This window comes from Acinetobacter gyllenbergii (genome assembly GCF_001682515.1).
GTDB classification, from domain to species: domain Bacteria; phylum Pseudomonadota; class Gammaproteobacteria; order Pseudomonadales; family Moraxellaceae; genus Acinetobacter; species Acinetobacter gyllenbergii.
On sequence record NZ_KV575261.1, the window covers coordinates 58,225 to 74,111 of the forward strand.

At 40.5% G+C, this 15,887-nt stretch carries 17 protein-coding genes; 7 read left to right on the plus strand and 10 right to left on the minus strand.

Annotated elements, in window-relative coordinates:
• Positions 1-3 precede the first annotated feature (3 nt).
• Positions 4-1,017: an MBL fold metallo-hydrolase gene (locus NG55_RS00300; RefSeq protein WP_065341945.1), complete on the minus strand. Its 1,014-nt coding sequence runs from the start codon at positions 1,015-1,017 to the stop codon at positions 4-6.
• 247 nt (positions 1,018-1,264) lie between these two features.
• Here NG55_RS00300 and NG55_RS00305 point away from each other — a divergent pair, with 247 nt between their 5' ends.
• Positions 1,265-1,873: a TetR/AcrR family transcriptional regulator gene (locus NG55_RS00305; protein ID WP_065341946.1), complete on the plus strand. Its 609-nt coding sequence runs from the start codon at positions 1,265-1,267 to the stop codon at positions 1,871-1,873.
• Positions 1,874-1,939: 66 nt separating this feature from the next.
• On the opposite strand, the gene NG55_RS00310 is transcribed toward NG55_RS00305, so the two are convergent.
• Positions 1,940-2,347, minus strand: a complete 408-nt coding sequence (locus NG55_RS00310; RefSeq protein ID WP_065341947.1) for a hypothetical protein — start codon at positions 2,345-2,347, stop codon at positions 1,940-1,942.
• 294 nt (positions 2,348-2,641) lie between these two features.
• Here NG55_RS00310 and NG55_RS00315 point away from each other — a divergent pair, with 294 nt between their 5' ends.
• The 3 genes from NG55_RS00315 to cydB all read left to right on the plus strand — a co-directional run bounded on the left by NG55_RS00315 (position 2,642) and on the right by cydB (position 5,698).
• Positions 2,642-3,112: a DUF2946 domain-containing protein gene (locus NG55_RS00315; RefSeq protein ID WP_065341948.1), complete on the plus strand. Its 471-nt coding sequence runs from the start codon at positions 2,642-2,644 to the stop codon at positions 3,110-3,112.
• Between the two features lie 146 nt (positions 3,113-3,258).
• Complete coding sequence (locus tag NG55_RS00320; protein WP_065341949.1) at positions 3,259-4,701, plus strand: cytochrome ubiquinol oxidase subunit I; 1,443 nt, start codon at positions 3,259-3,261, stop codon at positions 4,699-4,701.
• Positions 4,694-5,698 (plus strand): cytochrome d ubiquinol oxidase subunit II, encoded by a 1,005-nt coding sequence (gene cydB, locus NG55_RS00325; protein WP_065341950.1) that lies wholly within the window; start codon positions 4,694-4,696, stop codon positions 5,696-5,698. The genes NG55_RS00320 and cydB overlap by 8 nt, the downstream gene beginning before the upstream one ends.
• A gap of 187 nt (positions 5,699-5,885) precedes the next feature.
• Here the strand turns inward: cydB and NG55_RS00330 are convergent, their stop codons facing one another.
• The gene (locus NG55_RS00330; protein ID WP_171257912.1) at positions 5,886-6,965 is read right to left on the minus strand and encodes an alpha/beta hydrolase; all 1,080 of its coding nucleotides are present in this window, start codon (positions 6,963-6,965) and stop codon (positions 5,886-5,888) included.
• 100 nt (positions 6,966-7,065) lie between these two features.
• Here NG55_RS00330 and NG55_RS00335 point away from each other — a divergent pair, with 100 nt between their 5' ends.
• Both NG55_RS00335 and NG55_RS00340 read left to right on the plus strand, forming a co-directional pair.
• Positions 7,066-8,100 carry an AraC family transcriptional regulator gene (locus NG55_RS00335; protein ID WP_065341951.1) on the plus strand — a complete coding sequence of 345 codons (1,035 nt, stop codon included), beginning with the start codon at positions 7,066-7,068 and terminating at the stop codon, positions 8,098-8,100.
• A 160-nt stretch (positions 8,101-8,260) separates the two neighbouring features.
• On the plus strand, positions 8,261-8,692 hold the full coding sequence (locus NG55_RS00340) for an SRPBCC family protein (protein ID WP_065341952.1): 432 nt from the start codon (positions 8,261-8,263) through the stop codon (positions 8,690-8,692).
• Between the two features lie 58 nt (positions 8,693-8,750).
• Here the strand turns inward: NG55_RS00340 and mhpT are convergent, their stop codons facing one another.
• On the minus strand, positions 8,751-10,013 hold the full coding sequence (gene mhpT, locus NG55_RS00345; RefSeq protein ID WP_065341953.1) for a 3-(3-hydroxy-phenyl)propionate transporter MhpT: 1,263 nt from the start codon (positions 10,011-10,013) through the stop codon (positions 8,751-8,753).
• Positions 10,014-10,174: 161 nt separating this feature from the next.
• On the opposite strand from mhpT, the gene NG55_RS00350 reads away from it, so the two are divergent.
• Positions 10,175-10,606 carry a hypothetical protein gene (locus NG55_RS00350; protein ID WP_065342681.1) on the plus strand — a complete coding sequence of 144 codons (432 nt, stop codon included), beginning with the start codon at positions 10,175-10,177 and terminating at the stop codon, positions 10,604-10,606.
• Here NG55_RS00350 and NG55_RS00355 read toward each other — a convergent pair.
• From NG55_RS00355 to NG55_RS00380, 6 genes are all read right to left on the minus strand, one after another.
• Positions 10,601-11,275, minus strand: a complete 675-nt coding sequence (locus tag NG55_RS00355) for a YjjG family noncanonical pyrimidine nucleotidase (protein WP_016540104.1) — start codon at positions 11,273-11,275, stop codon at positions 10,601-10,603. The genes NG55_RS00350 and NG55_RS00355 overlap by 6 nt on opposite strands.
• Positions 11,276-11,388: 113 nt before the next feature.
• Positions 11,389-11,835, minus strand: coding sequence for a YbaN family protein (locus NG55_RS00360; protein ID WP_032865568.1), 447 nt, complete (start codon positions 11,833-11,835; stop codon positions 11,389-11,391).
• A gap of 28 nt (positions 11,836-11,863) precedes the next feature.
• Positions 11,864-12,463 carry a biliverdin-producing heme oxygenase gene (locus NG55_RS00365; RefSeq protein ID WP_141669868.1) on the minus strand — a complete coding sequence of 200 codons (600 nt, stop codon included), beginning with the start codon at positions 12,461-12,463 and terminating at the stop codon, positions 11,864-11,866.
• 32 nt (positions 12,464-12,495) lie between these two features.
• Positions 12,496-13,410, minus strand: a complete 915-nt coding sequence (locus NG55_RS00370; RefSeq protein WP_065341955.1) for an energy transducer TonB — start codon at positions 13,408-13,410, stop codon at positions 12,496-12,498.
• Between the two features lie 11 nt (positions 13,411-13,421).
• A complete protein-coding gene (locus NG55_RS00375) occupies positions 13,422-14,912 on the minus strand; it encodes a hemophilin secretion modulator (RefSeq protein WP_065341956.1) in 1,491 nt (496 codons plus the stop codon).
• Positions 14,913-14,993: 81 nt separating this feature from the next.
• Positions 14,994-15,785, minus strand: coding sequence for a Slam-dependent surface lipoprotein (locus NG55_RS00380; RefSeq protein WP_016540099.1), 792 nt, complete (start codon positions 15,783-15,785; stop codon positions 14,994-14,996).
• Positions 15,786-15,887 lie beyond the last annotated feature (102 nt).

Below are 15,887 nucleotides of genomic sequence, written 5' to 3' on the forward strand. Positions count from 1 at the left end.
AAGTTATTGGGTTGAATCTGACTGTAACTCTTTGACCAAGCTTGGCAGAACTATTGCTTGCTGCGTTAACTCCGCATAAAAGTTTGCAATTTGGAATGGCAGAAAAACTCGGTTATTCCAATCTGGATATTCGCTATAAATAGTTGGTGATATGGTCTGAATGATTTGATCCTGATTAAGTCCTAAAGCAATGTGCTGTTTGACCAAAGATTTCACTCGATGCATATGTTGTTTAAACACTTGTAGATCTTGAATTGTTGCAAGCCTGCCATGCCCAGGTACAACAATTTTCGGCTTCATTTCAATTGTCTGTTGAATGACTTTAATCCATTCACTCCCTTTTGCATCAGCATCAGGCATAATCGGATAAAAACTTTTTTCATACAGATCACCCATAAATACTGTGCCAGAAGTCTGATCATAAATAATTTGATCTCCCCGTGTATGTGCTGGCATTTCCTGCAAAGTGACCAATCGACCACCTAAATCAAGTATTGTTCGATTGATATAGGTTTTATCTGCATAACGAATCACTACCTTCTCAAGCGCACTTTTTTCGATCTGACCAAACGCTCTAAACATCTGAAGATAATCAACGCCTTTATCTTTGAGTTCTTCTTCTTGTTTTTGATTAATCATATAGATCGCATCTTTAAATTCTGCAGCGCCAAATTGATGTTCTGGATGAAAATGTGTGGTTGTGAGGTAAATTTTTCTATTTTTAGCAATATCTTTCGCAACTTGATAAACATGTTGGCCATTTCGCATGCCCATACCCGTATCAATCACTAAAATCGCATCTTTACCTTCAATGATCCCAATATTAGGCACATAGTTAATATATGGATCAGGAATCAGCCAGACTCCTGACGCAATAAGTTGCTTCTTTTCGACCTGAACTAGAGGGGCCGCGGTCAGTTGATACTGAACAGGGCTTTCTGCAACATTGCTATTTGCATAGACATTGAATCCACTCAATGCCGCGAGTGAAAGTACGAGGGAGAATTTGATCTTCATTGCTTTAGTTTCCTCAATAATTTGAAGAATTCATACGATAGACTCATAATATGAGCAAAAGCTCACATTAGATACTCGCATTAGCAATGCTATTTTTTAATTTATTTAAATGAATAAGTTATGAATTAACTCACTTCTTTATTTGAGAATAATTATGTCATTACTCATATTTTGTCATACCGATAAGATTGCAAGTTTTTATAAAAAGTGAGTTAATGCTCACATTTGAGCTGTCTAAATTATTTATATGAAAACGGTCTTTAAACCAAGAAAAATACCTCGCCAAGGTCGTTCAAAAGTGACTGTGGATGCGATATTACAAAGTGCAGCTGAAATTCTGAAAGAGATGGATTATGCAAAATTTAATACCAATTTAGTCGCAGAACGTGCAGGCATTAGTATTGGTTCTCTCTATCAATACTTTCCCAATAAAGATGCTTTGATTGTCGCGCTACATAAAAAACATACCCAACACATTCATGACTTACTTCGAACTGTGATTGATCATCAAAATGCACAAACCTTAAAACAGCGAATCGAATCCCTAGTAGATGCTGTCATTGCAGCACATTCATTTGAGCCAGAATTACATCAACTACTTGAAAAGAAGCTCCCATTTTTTGATATCAATCGCGTTGAAGATGAAACAGGAATTCGACATGAAATTTATCGATTGGTTGAATTACATCAAGATGAAATTGTAGAAAAAAATAAATCACTGATGGTTTGGATGATTCTTCAATTATTAGAATCGTTAATACACGCTGCTGTACTTGAGCCACCCGTCAATATTGCGCCACTGGCATTGAGAAATGCGATTATTCAGTCGATCTATAATTATCTAACCAAAACCTAGACAACTCGAAACTGTCTGGGTGAAAAATGATTGCAACCAGACAACCAGCTATTGCATTGTCATATATTATTCTGTGCGATCTTTTATTCTTCGACGAATTTCTTCACGCCACTTTGCAGCATTATCTTGTTGCTTATTCAGCACAACACCAAGCATATAAGCAGTTACCGCAGCACCAATGAGTGCAATCCCACTTTCATAGATGATATCAATCACAAATTCAAAAATGTCTTCTGATAAAAAGCTTAATGTGCCTGAATATTTTAGGAATTTTGCAATCGCAACAATAGCAATGCCTAAAAGTGCACCGGCCCAGAGAAAAAATTTATGGATACTAATTGGAGCGGTAACTTCATCAATTTGGTCTGGATACTCACGATAATACTCCACCTCCTCATCTGTAACTTCAGATGAAGATTTGAAGAATAACCGCATAAAAAGTGCGTCATGATCTAGCTTTAAGCCTTTTCTCATTCTCATCGTCTATTTTTTTCAATTTCGAACATATTAGCTATTTTTTATTTATGAATAAATAACAAGTTTGATCCAAACAATTTAGGCCGAAAATCAAAATATACTCACAATTATTAAGTCTAATTTAACGATAAATTGAACAAAAAGCCGCATACAGTAATGAAATATAATAATTATTACCGAAGAAAACTTATCATTATTCATTAAGAATTATTAAGTATCCCCTTTAAAAAAAAGATTTCTTTGTTATAGTATTTCTCCAATGATTTCCAAAAAGAGATCAATCGGGTGTTGATGCTTGGAAGATTGCTTGGGTTCTATGCGATCTTTTTACAAATCGCTGTATTCTTACAGCCCTTGCTGCCAGAGAAATATCAAGTTTCTCCAGTATGTGAGACTATTGCCCAAATTTTATTACAAGACCATCATTCTACCTCTGCATTCCATAGCCATCATATAGTGAATCAGCATGATCATATGCTTAACTCACCACATGATATGGAACATCAACAGCATAAATTTTCAGCTGAAGCGAAAACACCGTTTAATCAGCATCATCACCATGATGCTAATCACCAATGTCAATATTGTGTGGTGTATAGCCATGTACTCCCTTTACCTGATCTTGATCTAAAACACATTCTCGTTAGGATTCAGGTTCGCTTTCTGGCCTTTATTGAAAACTATTTCCATGTTTTCTTTCAGCTTCAACAACTCTTTCTCACCCCTCAAGGTCGAGCACCTCCACTCTTAATCTCATTCTGACTTGAAGCTCAAAACTGTTGAGTTTTGAAAAACTTATATTTTCAAGAGATTAGAGTAATGTTCTGTTTTTTTAATCATACCTGTAAATTGGTAGGAATATTTGCAACTGTAGGTTTAGCTGATCAATTGCAAGATGAGGTGCTGCCATGACTTTAGGTTTTACCGCACTCGAACTGGCACGTATACAATTTGCCTTTACCGTTTCTTTCCATATTATTTTCCCTGCCATCTCGATCGGATTGGCCAGCTTTTTAGCAGTTTTAGAATGGCGTTGGCTGCGTACCCAAGATCCGATTTATAAAGATCTGTTTAAGTACTGGGTCAAAATTTTCGCAGTCGCTTTTGGTATGGGCGTAGTTTCAGGCGTGGTCATGAGTTACCAGTTTGGGACCAACTGGAGCGAATTCTCCCGTGTTGCGGGGAGTGTCACCGGGCCTTTACTCACCTATGAAGTGCTCAGTGCATTCTTCTTGGAGGCTGGTTTCCTCGGTATCATGTTGTTTGGTTGGGGACGCGTTAGTCCCAAAGCCCATTTCTTTGCCACCTTGATGGTTGCCATCGGCACCTGTATTTCCATGTTCTGGATTTTGTCCTCCAACAGTTGGATGCAAACGCCTCAAGGCTTTGCCATTGAGAATGGCATTATTGTGCCAACCGATTGGTGGGCAATCGTCTTTAATCCATCTTTCCCGTATCGACTGGTGCATATGGCAATTGCAGCCTTTATGGTTGCAGCACTACTTGTTGCTGCAACAGCAGCTTGGCATTTACTCAAAGGCCGTCGTGATGCCTTGGTCAAGACCTCATTCTCAATGGCAATGTGGCTTATTCTGGTCTTAGCACCTTTGCAAGTCTTTGTTGGAGATGCCCATGGTCTGAATACATTAGAACATCAACCTGCCAAACTTGCCGCAATGGAGGGTCATTGGGAGACTAACTATAATGAAGGGATGCCGCTGTACTTATTTGGCGTTCCTGATATGCAAGAAGAACGGACTAAATATGCTATTGCAATTCCAAATCTAGGCAGTCTGATCTTAACCCATTCTATGGATGGGACTGTTAAAGGCTTAAAAGACTTTGCCCCTGAAGACCGACCAAATTCGACCATTGTGTTCTGGAGTTTCCGCATCATGGTGGGCTTAGGTATGCTCATGCTTTTGCTTGCCTTCGCTGGTGCTTGGCTCAGAAAAACAGGAAAGCTGTTTGAAAGTAAATGGTTTCACCGCTTTGCTTTAGTCATGGGGCCATCAGGATTTATCGCCGTACTGGCAGGTTGGTTTACCACGGAAGTGGGCCGTCAACCTTGGGTGGTGTATGGGGTGATGCGCACCAAAGATGCGCTTTCTCCTGTTTCTGCCGAACAAGTTGGTCTGACCTTGATTATCTTTGTGGTGGTGTACTGTGTTGTGTTTGGTATCGGGATCTACTATATGCTGAAACTGATGCATAAAGGCCCGCAATTTGTTGAGGCTGTTGATCTTGAGCCCGCAGGACATGGGCATTTCAAAACCCCAATGCGTCCATTAAGTGCAGTTGATGAAAGCATTGATCAGCAAGACCCAAACAAGGAGAAGCACCATGATTGATTTATCTCTGATTTGGGTTGGCATTATCGGCCTTGGTGTTCTGATCTATGTCATTCTGGATGGTTTTGATCTCGGCATTGGTATTCTATTTCCGTTCATTAAAAGCAGCGAAGAACGTGATGTGATGATGAATACCGTCGCACCAGTCTGGGATGGCAATGAAACGTGGATGGTACTTGGCGGTGCTGGCCTATTCGCAGCCTTTCCATTGGTGTATTCAACGGTGCTTTCAGCTTTGTATATGCCAATTACCCTGATGGTGATTGCACTGATTTTCCGTGGTGTTGCTTTTGAGTTCCGTTTTAAAGCCAATCGCACCAAATATTTATGGGATCAAGCATTTATCTGGGGTTCAATTCTATCGAGCTTCCTGCAAGGCGTGATTTTAGGGGCTTATATTCAAGGTATCCAAACCACCAATGGTATTTTCTCAGGTTCAGGCTTGGACTGGCTGACCCCATTCGCTCTATTTACAGGGCTGGGTGTAGTTGCGATGTACGCCGCGCTTGGTTGTGGCTGGCTGATTATGAAAACGGACCATGAGTTACAAGATCAAATGTATGGATTGATGCCTAAACTGATCATCTTACTGTTTGTGGTCTTTGCAGGGGTGAGTCTATATACCCCTCTCACTCATCCTGAAATTGCAGCACGTTGGTTTGCCTTGCCAAATCTGCTGTACTTTAGCCCAGTGCCGATCTTGGTGTTGTTGTTTACCTTCCTGATTTTAAAGGCATGTAAACAACGCCAAGAGTTAAAACCGTTTATCTATACCTTGGCCTTGGTATTCTTGGCCTTTACTGGATTTGTCATCAGCCTCTGGCCGAATATTATTCCGCCATCAGTTACCATTTGGCAAGCAGCTGCACCGCATTCCAGTCAAAAGTTTGCCTTGGTTGGTGCATTGATTCTGATTCCAATCATTATCGCCTATACCATCATGTCGTACTGGGTATTTAGGGATAAAGTACGGGTTGGTGATACGGGCTATCACTAGGAGGCGATGTCATGAAACTATCAAAAACACAATGGTTTATCGTACTTTGGCTTGCTGGATTCTTCGGTTTATTGATGATTGCAATGTTCTTTAGAGTATTGTTAAAACTCGCTTATTAAGCTGAAATTTTTTCTTTCAATTCAAAAGACTATACCTCGGTATAGTCTTTTTGCCAGTAAGCAATTGATCACTTTTTATTTATCGTGCTTTGGTAAAACTGATCAATCGCATCCACCATTTGCGATAAACCAGGCTGTTCTAAGGGATAATGCCCTGCATTTTCCAACATCACGGTTTTAACAGGTACCTTATGGATACGGCTTAGAAAAGGTGTACTTAAATCAAGCGGTGTCCAACGGTCTTGGGCAGGTTGAGTCAATAAAATTGGACTCACATCAAAATCTTCAGCGGCCACTTCAGGTTTATAGTGAATATATGAATCTAAAAAGGCCAGTGAAACAGCGTTACCTGCTGAGGTTTTATCTTTCATAAACACTTTTAAAGCCGCTTTATTATTCACTAACGTACTCATTTTACTGGCCCAACTCATCGGCACTCGCATTGAAGCCAATGGTGTCTTTGCGCTCCAATGTGCCAAAGGCGTACCGACACGGCTCATAAATAAGTTACTTGCAACCGTGTCTTTCACCACTTGGTTACTTGTATCAAGAAAGGTCATTCCTACAATTGCCTTTACTTTTTTATTCTTGGCAGCTACATGGTAAGTTAGCATTCCACCAGCACTCAAACCATACAATACAATTGGGCGATTATCTTTGGCCAATTCAAAATCAATTAGGTCGCTGCCTGCCTGTACCCAATCTTCATATCGAATCAAGTTGCCTTTGCCGACTTGGGTCATACCATAACCTGGCATATCAATCGCAATGGTTTCATAACCACGATCGGCCAAAGGCTTACCGAGAATCATCGACATCTGTCGGCCATTGGTTCCAACACCATGAAATAAAATCACTTTGATTTTTGCCTGTGGATTTCGATAGGTATCTAAATGAATATTGTTACCTTTCCATGCCCACCACTCTTCCTTCGGCAACTGATCTTTTGGAATATGGAATTGTTGAGGAAGAAATTGTTCGATTTGCTGCCAAGCGATTTGGTTTTGATAGGTCATTGCGGTATCTCCCACTTTTATTTCTTTGGCAAAAGAACTACTGACTGCACACATCATCAAGATACCTACACCTAATTTTTGGATATATTGACGTACCAAACTGACCGAATTTACATATTGAATGGTATTCATATCTTGTTGTTGCCTCATATCGGATAATCAAATCTTAGGCTTTTAGCAACGATACAGCCATGCTAGATTGGGACATGGAGTTTAGTTTTTAGGCCAATCAATGTTTGAGTTTCAAGATTATCTACGTGCACCTTCCAGTGTGCAGTTGTTGCTCGAATTAGCGGAACGCCAACATCTACAAAAAAGTTTGCTCTTGCTTGGAACTGGATTAAACCTGAACAGATTAAATGATGCCAACTGTGTTGTGAGCGCTGAGCAAGAAATTGCCGTGATTACAAATTTAACTCAGCACTTGGCAATCGATACAACAACTTTAGGCTTGATTGTTGGCTTTCAGCATAAACTGACCACTTATGGCATTTTGGGTTATGCTCTCATGAGTAGTGCAACAGGCTTAGATGCATTTAAATTAGCAAAGCGTTATCTTCCCCTAACTTATACCTTTGTTAAAATCAGTTTCCGTTTGGAAAAACAACACGCTATTATACATTTTACCGAACCCGCCAACCTCTCAATAGAATTACAACAGTTTGTCATTGCACGTGCGATGGCGGCTACCTCGAGAGTCATTAGCGATATTTATGAAGCTTGCTTTCAATTTGATGCCTTTCATCTTAAAAACCCTCAACCACAGCAATCTTTCACAGAACTGCCACAGCATTTTTTAAAGGCACCGATTTTATTTGAGCAAAAAAGTAATGAATTAAAGTTCGACGCAGCTCAATTAAACCAGCCACTACCGCATGCCAATGCAAATACTGCGGCTATGTGTGAACGTTTATGTTCGGAACTGATTAATCAACGGCATACCACTTTGACCACCACTATGATTGTCCGTGACTTTTTAAGCAATGCACCGCCTGGCAAGCTTCTTACCCTGATTGACATTGCCAGCAAATTGCATATCAGTGAACGTACCTTAAAAAGACGTTTACAAGAAGAAAACACCTCGTTTAGATTGATTCAAAATGAAGTATTACATCAACGTGCCAATGAACTTTTATCAGGAAAGTTAAGCCTCACACAGGTCGCTGAGCAACTTGGTTTTTCTGATTTATCTACTTTTTCACAAGCTTATAAACGTTGGACTGGGATTGCACCAAGCCAATCACTCAAAGAACGAAAACAATCATAATATGAAGTATCGACCATTCTAAGTCCGAAAATAGATATGACTGAGTTGTATAGAAAAGCATGCGAATTTCCGACCAAGTAAAATTCAGAATGGATAAAATACATGCTAATATCCAAATACTGACAATACACTATGTCAATTTATTTGGAAGGGTTCCAATATGCTAAAAACACAACAAGTTAAGATAATACAAGAATTCAATGCGCCAGTAGACAAGGTCTTTGCAGTGCTCAGTGAACATGAAAACCTCAGTAAAATCTTTGCACCTGCAAAAATCACGCGAATCAGTAATGGGAAGGATGCACGAAATGGCGTGGGTTCTGCACGAAAACTGTCTATCCCTTTAGCCCCTTCTTTTGTTGAAACCAACTTGGTCTATCAAGAAAATGAATTGATTGAATATGCAATTACCAGTGGAATCAGCCCGATTAAAGCGCATCGAGGAATCATGAAGTTTAGCGATTTAGGCGCGAATCGCACTCGATTTGATTACACCATTAGCTTTAAAGGTCGACTTCCATTCATTGGTCCAATTATTAAAGCAGCACTACAAAACGGGATCAACCGTGGGCTTAAAAAGCTGAAGTTTTAATGTTGCTCTGAAGCCTCTCCTTGACGGTTTATTTCACCGTCAAGGTTTTACGCTTTGTTTAAAGCGAAGATGTTACCGTGCCTAGAGATTCTTTCTGGTTGACTGAATGCTCTGGTTTACGCAGCAACATTAATGCAGAGATTGCGGCCAATAAAATCATTGGAATACTCGATGCAATCACCACAATTTCACTTTGACCTATCCCCAATAAATAACCTGCTACTAACGGACCAGCAAAAGCGCCTAAGCGTCCTATAGCAACAGCAGCACCGACCCCTGTTCCTCGCATTTCAGTTGGATAATATTTTGCTGCTAAGGTATATAAAATTGACTGGCAACCAATCACAAACATTCCGCAACTTGTCGCAAACAAGATAAAACTCGACACGCTATTGGAATAAGCTAAACCAATTAAAGAAGCCAAAATGCCCGCATAAACACTGGCAACAATAAAAAATTTATTGAGTCGATCCAGCATCAAACCTAAAATCAATACACCGATAGAACCCCCTAAATTAAAACCAATCTGAATATAACTGGCTTGTTGTTTATTGAGTCCTAGTCCCGAGATTAACGTCGGTAACCAGTTCTGAAACAATGCTAAAACCAGTAACGTACCAAAAAAGCTGAGCCATAGACTAGAGGTCACCACCACACGTGGTTTGGCAAAAAGTACGGTCAGTACACTTTGTTTTTGTGTTGTGACCTGAGGGATTTTGTTTAAATATGCTTTTGATTCAGGTAAAAACAAAATAAGAATAGGAACCAGAATTAAGGGGGCAATCCCGCCAATATAAAAGATATGACGCCATTCGTGATCTGCGGTTAGAGATAAAGCCACCACTGAGGTTAAGACCCCGCCGATTGGCATACCACAGTACATGGCACTGACCGCTGTTGCTTTATATTTTTCAGGTACTGCTTCAGAAACCATCGTAATGACAATCGGTAAAGCCCCACCCATGCCCAAACCAGTCAGAAAACGGACTAAAAGTAAGGAATTCAAATCTTTGGTAAAAGGTGTCAATAAGGACATTAGACCAAAAACGGCAATCGAGGTGATGAAAACTTTCTTGCGTCCAATCGAGTCTGCAATTCGTCCTGCAATCAATGCCCCAGGTAATGTGCCTAATACGGCGGCACTAAATACCCACCCCATCTCAGCACTGTTTAATAGCATTTCTGCTTTCATCCGCGGTGCAGCAACCCCCATAGATTGCAGATCAAACCCTTCAATAATGGCAAAAATGAAACATAGGATCAGTGTAATCACAATTGCTTGTTTTGATGACTCAGTCTCTATATTGGTCTCTTTTAACATTGTTATCTTCCCTTTTTGATTCTTCCAGTTTATCTATCTAAAATTCCAAATATAGATTTAAATATCCTTTAAGTCGCTAAAAAGACTAGCAGAGCGAATATAGTTACGCAATATGTATTAAAGTTATGCAATATGTAATCATACAGCTTGAGGAATTTCATTTGAAATATAATAAAAAGATCATTTTAAAATCGCTGTTATTGGCCCCAATTCCCTTACTTTGCTTTATGGCTGTGCTATTTATTCTCATGAACAATGAATTTAAATTGGGTTCTATATTTGCAGTTATTGTTGGGCATCTTCTGGTTTATTTGGCTTATTGCCTTTTAACCGTTCCATTTTCATTCTTGTTCTCGCTTATCTTAAACCGATATCAATATCTAAATTTTCTCACAATCTGCTTAGGCTCATTAGTCGTTGCGGCACCCTTTTTTATTCTTTTAGGCTGGGGGTATACAGGCCAACTCCTGAAGCAATGGTGGCTGGTCTATGCTGATGTTTTTGCTTGGTTTATCGCCCTCATTCCAGCGGTCTGTTACTGGCTGATTTTAATTCATCTTAAACCCCATCAGCCAGATCGCATTGATTTATAAAATCCTGACCAAATCAGATAAATGTTGAATGGTATGAGTCAGATCTAAGGCTAATTTGTTCGGTAGATTTTTCGGGTTATACCAACAGGTCGAGATCTGGCAAGAAGCGGCACCTTTCATATCAGCTTCAAGACTATCCCCAATGAACAGGACATCTTCTTTAGCGATCTGGCTTCTATGCAGACATGTTTCAAAAAAACGCTGATCCGGTTTTTCATAACCAATGTCATCTGAAATATATAAATCAGAGAAATGTGGCAATAAACCAGCCAAACCTAAACGAGCTCTTTGTTGACTGAGAATACTATTGGATGCTGCAAAGAGCTTATATTTTTGACTTAAATAATGAATAGCTTCAGCAGCGCCAGCTTCGAGGGTATGCTCTTTGGCTAAATTTCCCTGAAAAGTATCACGGAAATGATCATGATTAAGTTCAACATTTAATGCTCGGAATAATTCTTTAAATCGATTATTAATTACATCTTGTACGGTAATTTGACCTAGCTTCTGCTTTTCCCACAAATGATGATTAATGGCTTTATAGGTAGAATAGGTCAAATCATCATGATCTAAATTAAATTCAGCGAAAGATTGAATAAAAGCAGCGCGGTTAGCGACACTAAAATTCAGCAAAGTATCATCAATATCAAAGAATATAGCCTTGTACATCAGAGCAATCTTACAACCGAAGCAAATATTAAGATAAGTTTATTATACCGAGTAATAAAAGAGCAAGCCGATGCGGCCTGCCCAATAGTCGATATTCGCTGATGATAATGCTCTCAATCTTTATCCCGCATCCACATCCAGATCAATACTGTTGCCATACAGGCAATCAGTGGATAGACCACCCATGGATGTGGAATAGTCCAGATCATAACACCCGCAGCAATACTCATACTGACGGTCGAGATATATTTTGCTTTTTTGGGGATACGTCGGTTTTCTTGCCACTCTTGGATGATTGGGCCTATTAAGCGATGGTTGAGGAACCATTGATGCAGCTTTTCAGAGCCTCGAGCGGCAAAGAACACTGCCAACAGAATGAAATCAACCGTTGGTAGGCCAGGAATAAAAATCCCAAGAATCCCTAAACCGATGCATAGCCAAGCCAGACAGATAAACAATAATCGCCACCACACTGAACGTGCTAACTTGCTAGCTGGCTGTGGTGTTGATGATAAGGTATCTGTTTTCATTTGATTATCCATGCGATTAGTGTTCTCCATATTGAATAAGCTTTTACTGCCTCAACACTTATTTCAATTCGTCGAGCTGGTTCAATGCTTTCCCAAAATAGTCAAATGCATCCAGTGCGCCTTGTACCACACGATCTTGCAAATCTTGATCAAAAGCAGCCTCATCAAGTGCTTCAACAAAGCGTTTCCACACTTTCGCCCGACCTTCTGGATAAGCCGCCAAATTGCGTGCTGCAAATGTTTCGGAGAAACCTAACTGCTTCTGCGCTTGTTTAAACAGAAATGCAGCACCTAAAGTCGAACCTTCTGAAACATAGATCCAACCCAGTGCTTCAGGCAATTTGACTTCTGCACTTTGTAATGTCTGACCTGCGGGCTGAATACCCAAATCCTGCAAGTCATCAAAGGCTTGTTTAGAACGGCCACGAATTCCTAAATCGGGAATCAGTCCAGCGACGCCTTCTTGTTCAAAAAGATGTTCTATTTCCTGCTGGAAATAATATTGTGACAAGGTAAATTGAGCGTATTTCTCCTTGCTTGAAAATACATCTGCTTGCGCCATTAACTGGTGCATACGCTCATGTTCTGCCGCTGTTTCCTGCTTTAACCGCTGAGAAAGGCTATTGGCAATCATTTGCTCTGTTGCTGCGTTCATCATCATTCTCCTAGAAAAGGAATAGGACTCATCGGTTAACGACTCCGACTGAGTTTGAGTTGCACGGGGAAATCCACCACAACGGCCACAGCGCGACCATTGATCTTGTAAGGTTTGAATTTGGACTGGCGAGCGGCTTGTAAAACACGCTGATCTAGGCTGCTAATCCCTGAACTTTGTTTGATTTGAATTTCGATGGGCTGACCGTTTTCATTGATGCGTAGCCGTAATTCAACCACACGGTTTTGTTGTTTAAGTTCCCGATCATCGTAAGCAAGCTTGCCAAAGCTCAATACATCAACACTACTGACTTGAACAGGTTCATCACGATCAACTTGGCTTTCCGGCGCACGAGCCAATTCCTGTTGTGTTGCTGCTGTATTTACACCACCCGACTGGGATTGAGCCTGCCCTATTTGTTGTTTCGAACTGAGCAGATTTTCTGTCAACATCTGCGAAGATTGATCCGCTTGGGTATCTTGCTTCACTTTATTTTCAGACACTTGAGCCGCTATTGCTGCTGTGGATGTCGCAGCTAAACTCGCAACTTTGTGGCTGCTTTGTTGCTTAGCCACTTCATGCACAGCACTCTGACTGCTTATCACTTTTTGCTCTGTGTTTTCAGTATGGGTCGGAGCAGCGCGAGTGCTTGTTTGTTTTTCTAATACGGGTATTGTTGATGTTTGGGCAACTTCAACTTTTGCAGTTGCTTGAGGAGATGCACGTTCTGAAGCTGATAAAGACACAAAATGAACTTTCAACGCATTCACTTTGGGTGAAGCTGCCAAAGTATAAGGCTCAATAAAATGGCTCAACGACCACAATCCAAGTAAATGTAAAACAATGACCACTGTCACAATGATTAACTTACGCTGCGAAAGTGCCCAAATCCGAATAGGTGGTCCTTTTGTACTAAAGTCATAGCGCGGATATAGGAATTTTGATTTCATCGCCATTCCCCCTAAAAACGGTGCTCAAGTTTTAGGCTGACATTGTGTTTGTCATAGGAATATAACCAATCCACATTGCTGTTATTACGGTTATAGCGATAGGTTAGATTCGGCGTCACACCATAGAATTTGAAACGAGGCATTTGCAACACAAAGGTGTAGTTTTGCTCAAAATCTTGACGGCGTGTTTGAAATGCCGCCACGTAACGATCAAACTGTCGCCAACGATACAAACTGAATAAAGTGGTATTAAAGCCAGCACTCCACGATTTACTCAGACCTAAACGAACACCTTGTTGCTGGTACGCCGCCATGTATTCTTCTTGGGTATCATGATCTAAGACATCCAAGCCACCGAATAAGGTCCATTGTTCAGGTAGAATCTTCCAAAAAGTCAGCATAGCTGAACTTTCTTTACCATCTAGGGTCTTATATTTTTGATAATTTAAATCTTTGATTTCAGCTTCAAGCTTGAGTGCTTTATCAGCGGAAATGAATCGCATCCATTCTGCGCGCGCGCCCCAAGCATTGTATAGGCCATCATTGGCATAACGTTTGTGCTCAAATAACGGTGCAATGGTGATTTGATTTTTTAAATCAAAAAAACTATAGCCAGCATTGATATTGAGAGTGGATTCATTAAAGTCGGCACGATCGTCATAAGACTGTCCATAAGCCAAACCACGTAAGGAGAGCCCATGATTGCCATACAGAGAAAAGCGTTTCATTAAACTGGCTTCATAGTCCACACCTGTTGCCGACTCAGCTTTAGGGCTACTGCGGGTAATTTCTCTAACAGGAATGACCTTACCATCTTTGTCAAAGCCATATAGCGTCCATGCTTTGCTTTGTTCAGAAGAACTATTCAGATTCGTGGCATAGGATGGACCAATTGCGACACTGCCTTGCCATGCATCACGTTGATCAAGTGCTTTGACAAACAGATTAACCGTTTGTTCAACCTCTGGTGGAATCACACCACGATCACTCTGCCCCAATTTGTTTTGAATCGATGTAAAAAGGCGTGCTGCTTGTTTGTTCTTCTGCTGTTCAAACAGCACGCGCGCTAACTCAAGTTCACAAATAAGGTTATTCGGTTGTTTATTGAGGCTGCTTTGAAATTTTTGTTCGGCTAATTTGAGCTGGCCTTGCGCACGAGCCAATGCTCCCTCGGCAAAATCTGTTAATGCTTGGTCATAGCCATCATATTGTTGATAATGCTTTAGATAAACAGCAGCATTACCCCATTGCTTTTGCATGACCGCCAAATATAAAGCTTTTGCAAGATCATCTTGGTTCTTCTCAACCTCAAATACTTGACCATTAATCACAATATTCGGTAGTTCATCGGTGCTCCGAATTGCCCCTTGTTGTTGTAGTTGGTGCTGTTGTTGTAATAAATTCTGATCCAAGTTTTGATTCAGGCGAAGTTGTGTCTCATCATCTGCGTAGAGTGATGAATTCGCCAATAAAATCAAACAGCACAGCAATGTTCTTTTCATAAAAACCGTAAAAAAAGTAAAAAATCATTCAGTCATAAACAAGAAAAAGGAATCTACTGCTGTAGATTCCTTTCACCCTGATTAGTTTTTCGCACCACCAAAGGCAGTGTTATAAGCAGCATTATTAAACTCGGCAATACCCGCTAAAGCTGCGGCATTTGCACCAAAGAAGTGTCCTTGAACAATACCTGAATTATTTAGCCCAGCCGTACCATTTGCACTAGCGCCGCCACTGAATGCCGCAGTACCTGGATTAAATGTCACACCATTTAAGCTTAAGCTTGAAACAGCAGTCCCTGTTCCAGTTAATGATCCTTCTAAAGTACCTGCACCAAAGTTAGCAGTTAAATTACCACTTAGCAGATTGGTTGCTGAACCATTAATCCCTGCAACGGTATAAGTCGCCGTACCAGAGGTTGGTACTGTAGTATTGGTATTGTCACCTGCGTAATAAACAGTATGACTTGCACTTGCTGCTGTATCACCCGCTTTCCACCATTCACCAAAATAGACTTCCTGTGAGCCCACCTGACCAAAATTGAAATTACCTAAGGCACTATGTGAAGGTGGCATTGCCGAAACAGGAATATGGGAGATATTAAAAGTTTTGCTACCGACAGTAACATCAGTATTGCTTGCACCGCGTGCAGTGAACGCTTGTGCCAAACCTTTTAACGAGCTAAAACCTGTAAATGCATTGTAGGGTGCACCAGCCGCTTGTACAGAAACGGCTGCTGCACCACCTGGGTGGCTGGCATTTGCAGCAGCACCAATAATGATATTGTTTTCATTACTTGAAGCACCATCAATACCTGCATGTGCAAACACAGCAGAACATGCAACAAGACCGATGAACAGTTGAGAGATTTTCATTTATTGTTACTCCATTTTTCTAAAGCTAAGTTATTGTTTCAATAAAGATAACGCTATCGTTATCTATTTAGTTATAGGAACAGTAAGATCTATAACCGCCCC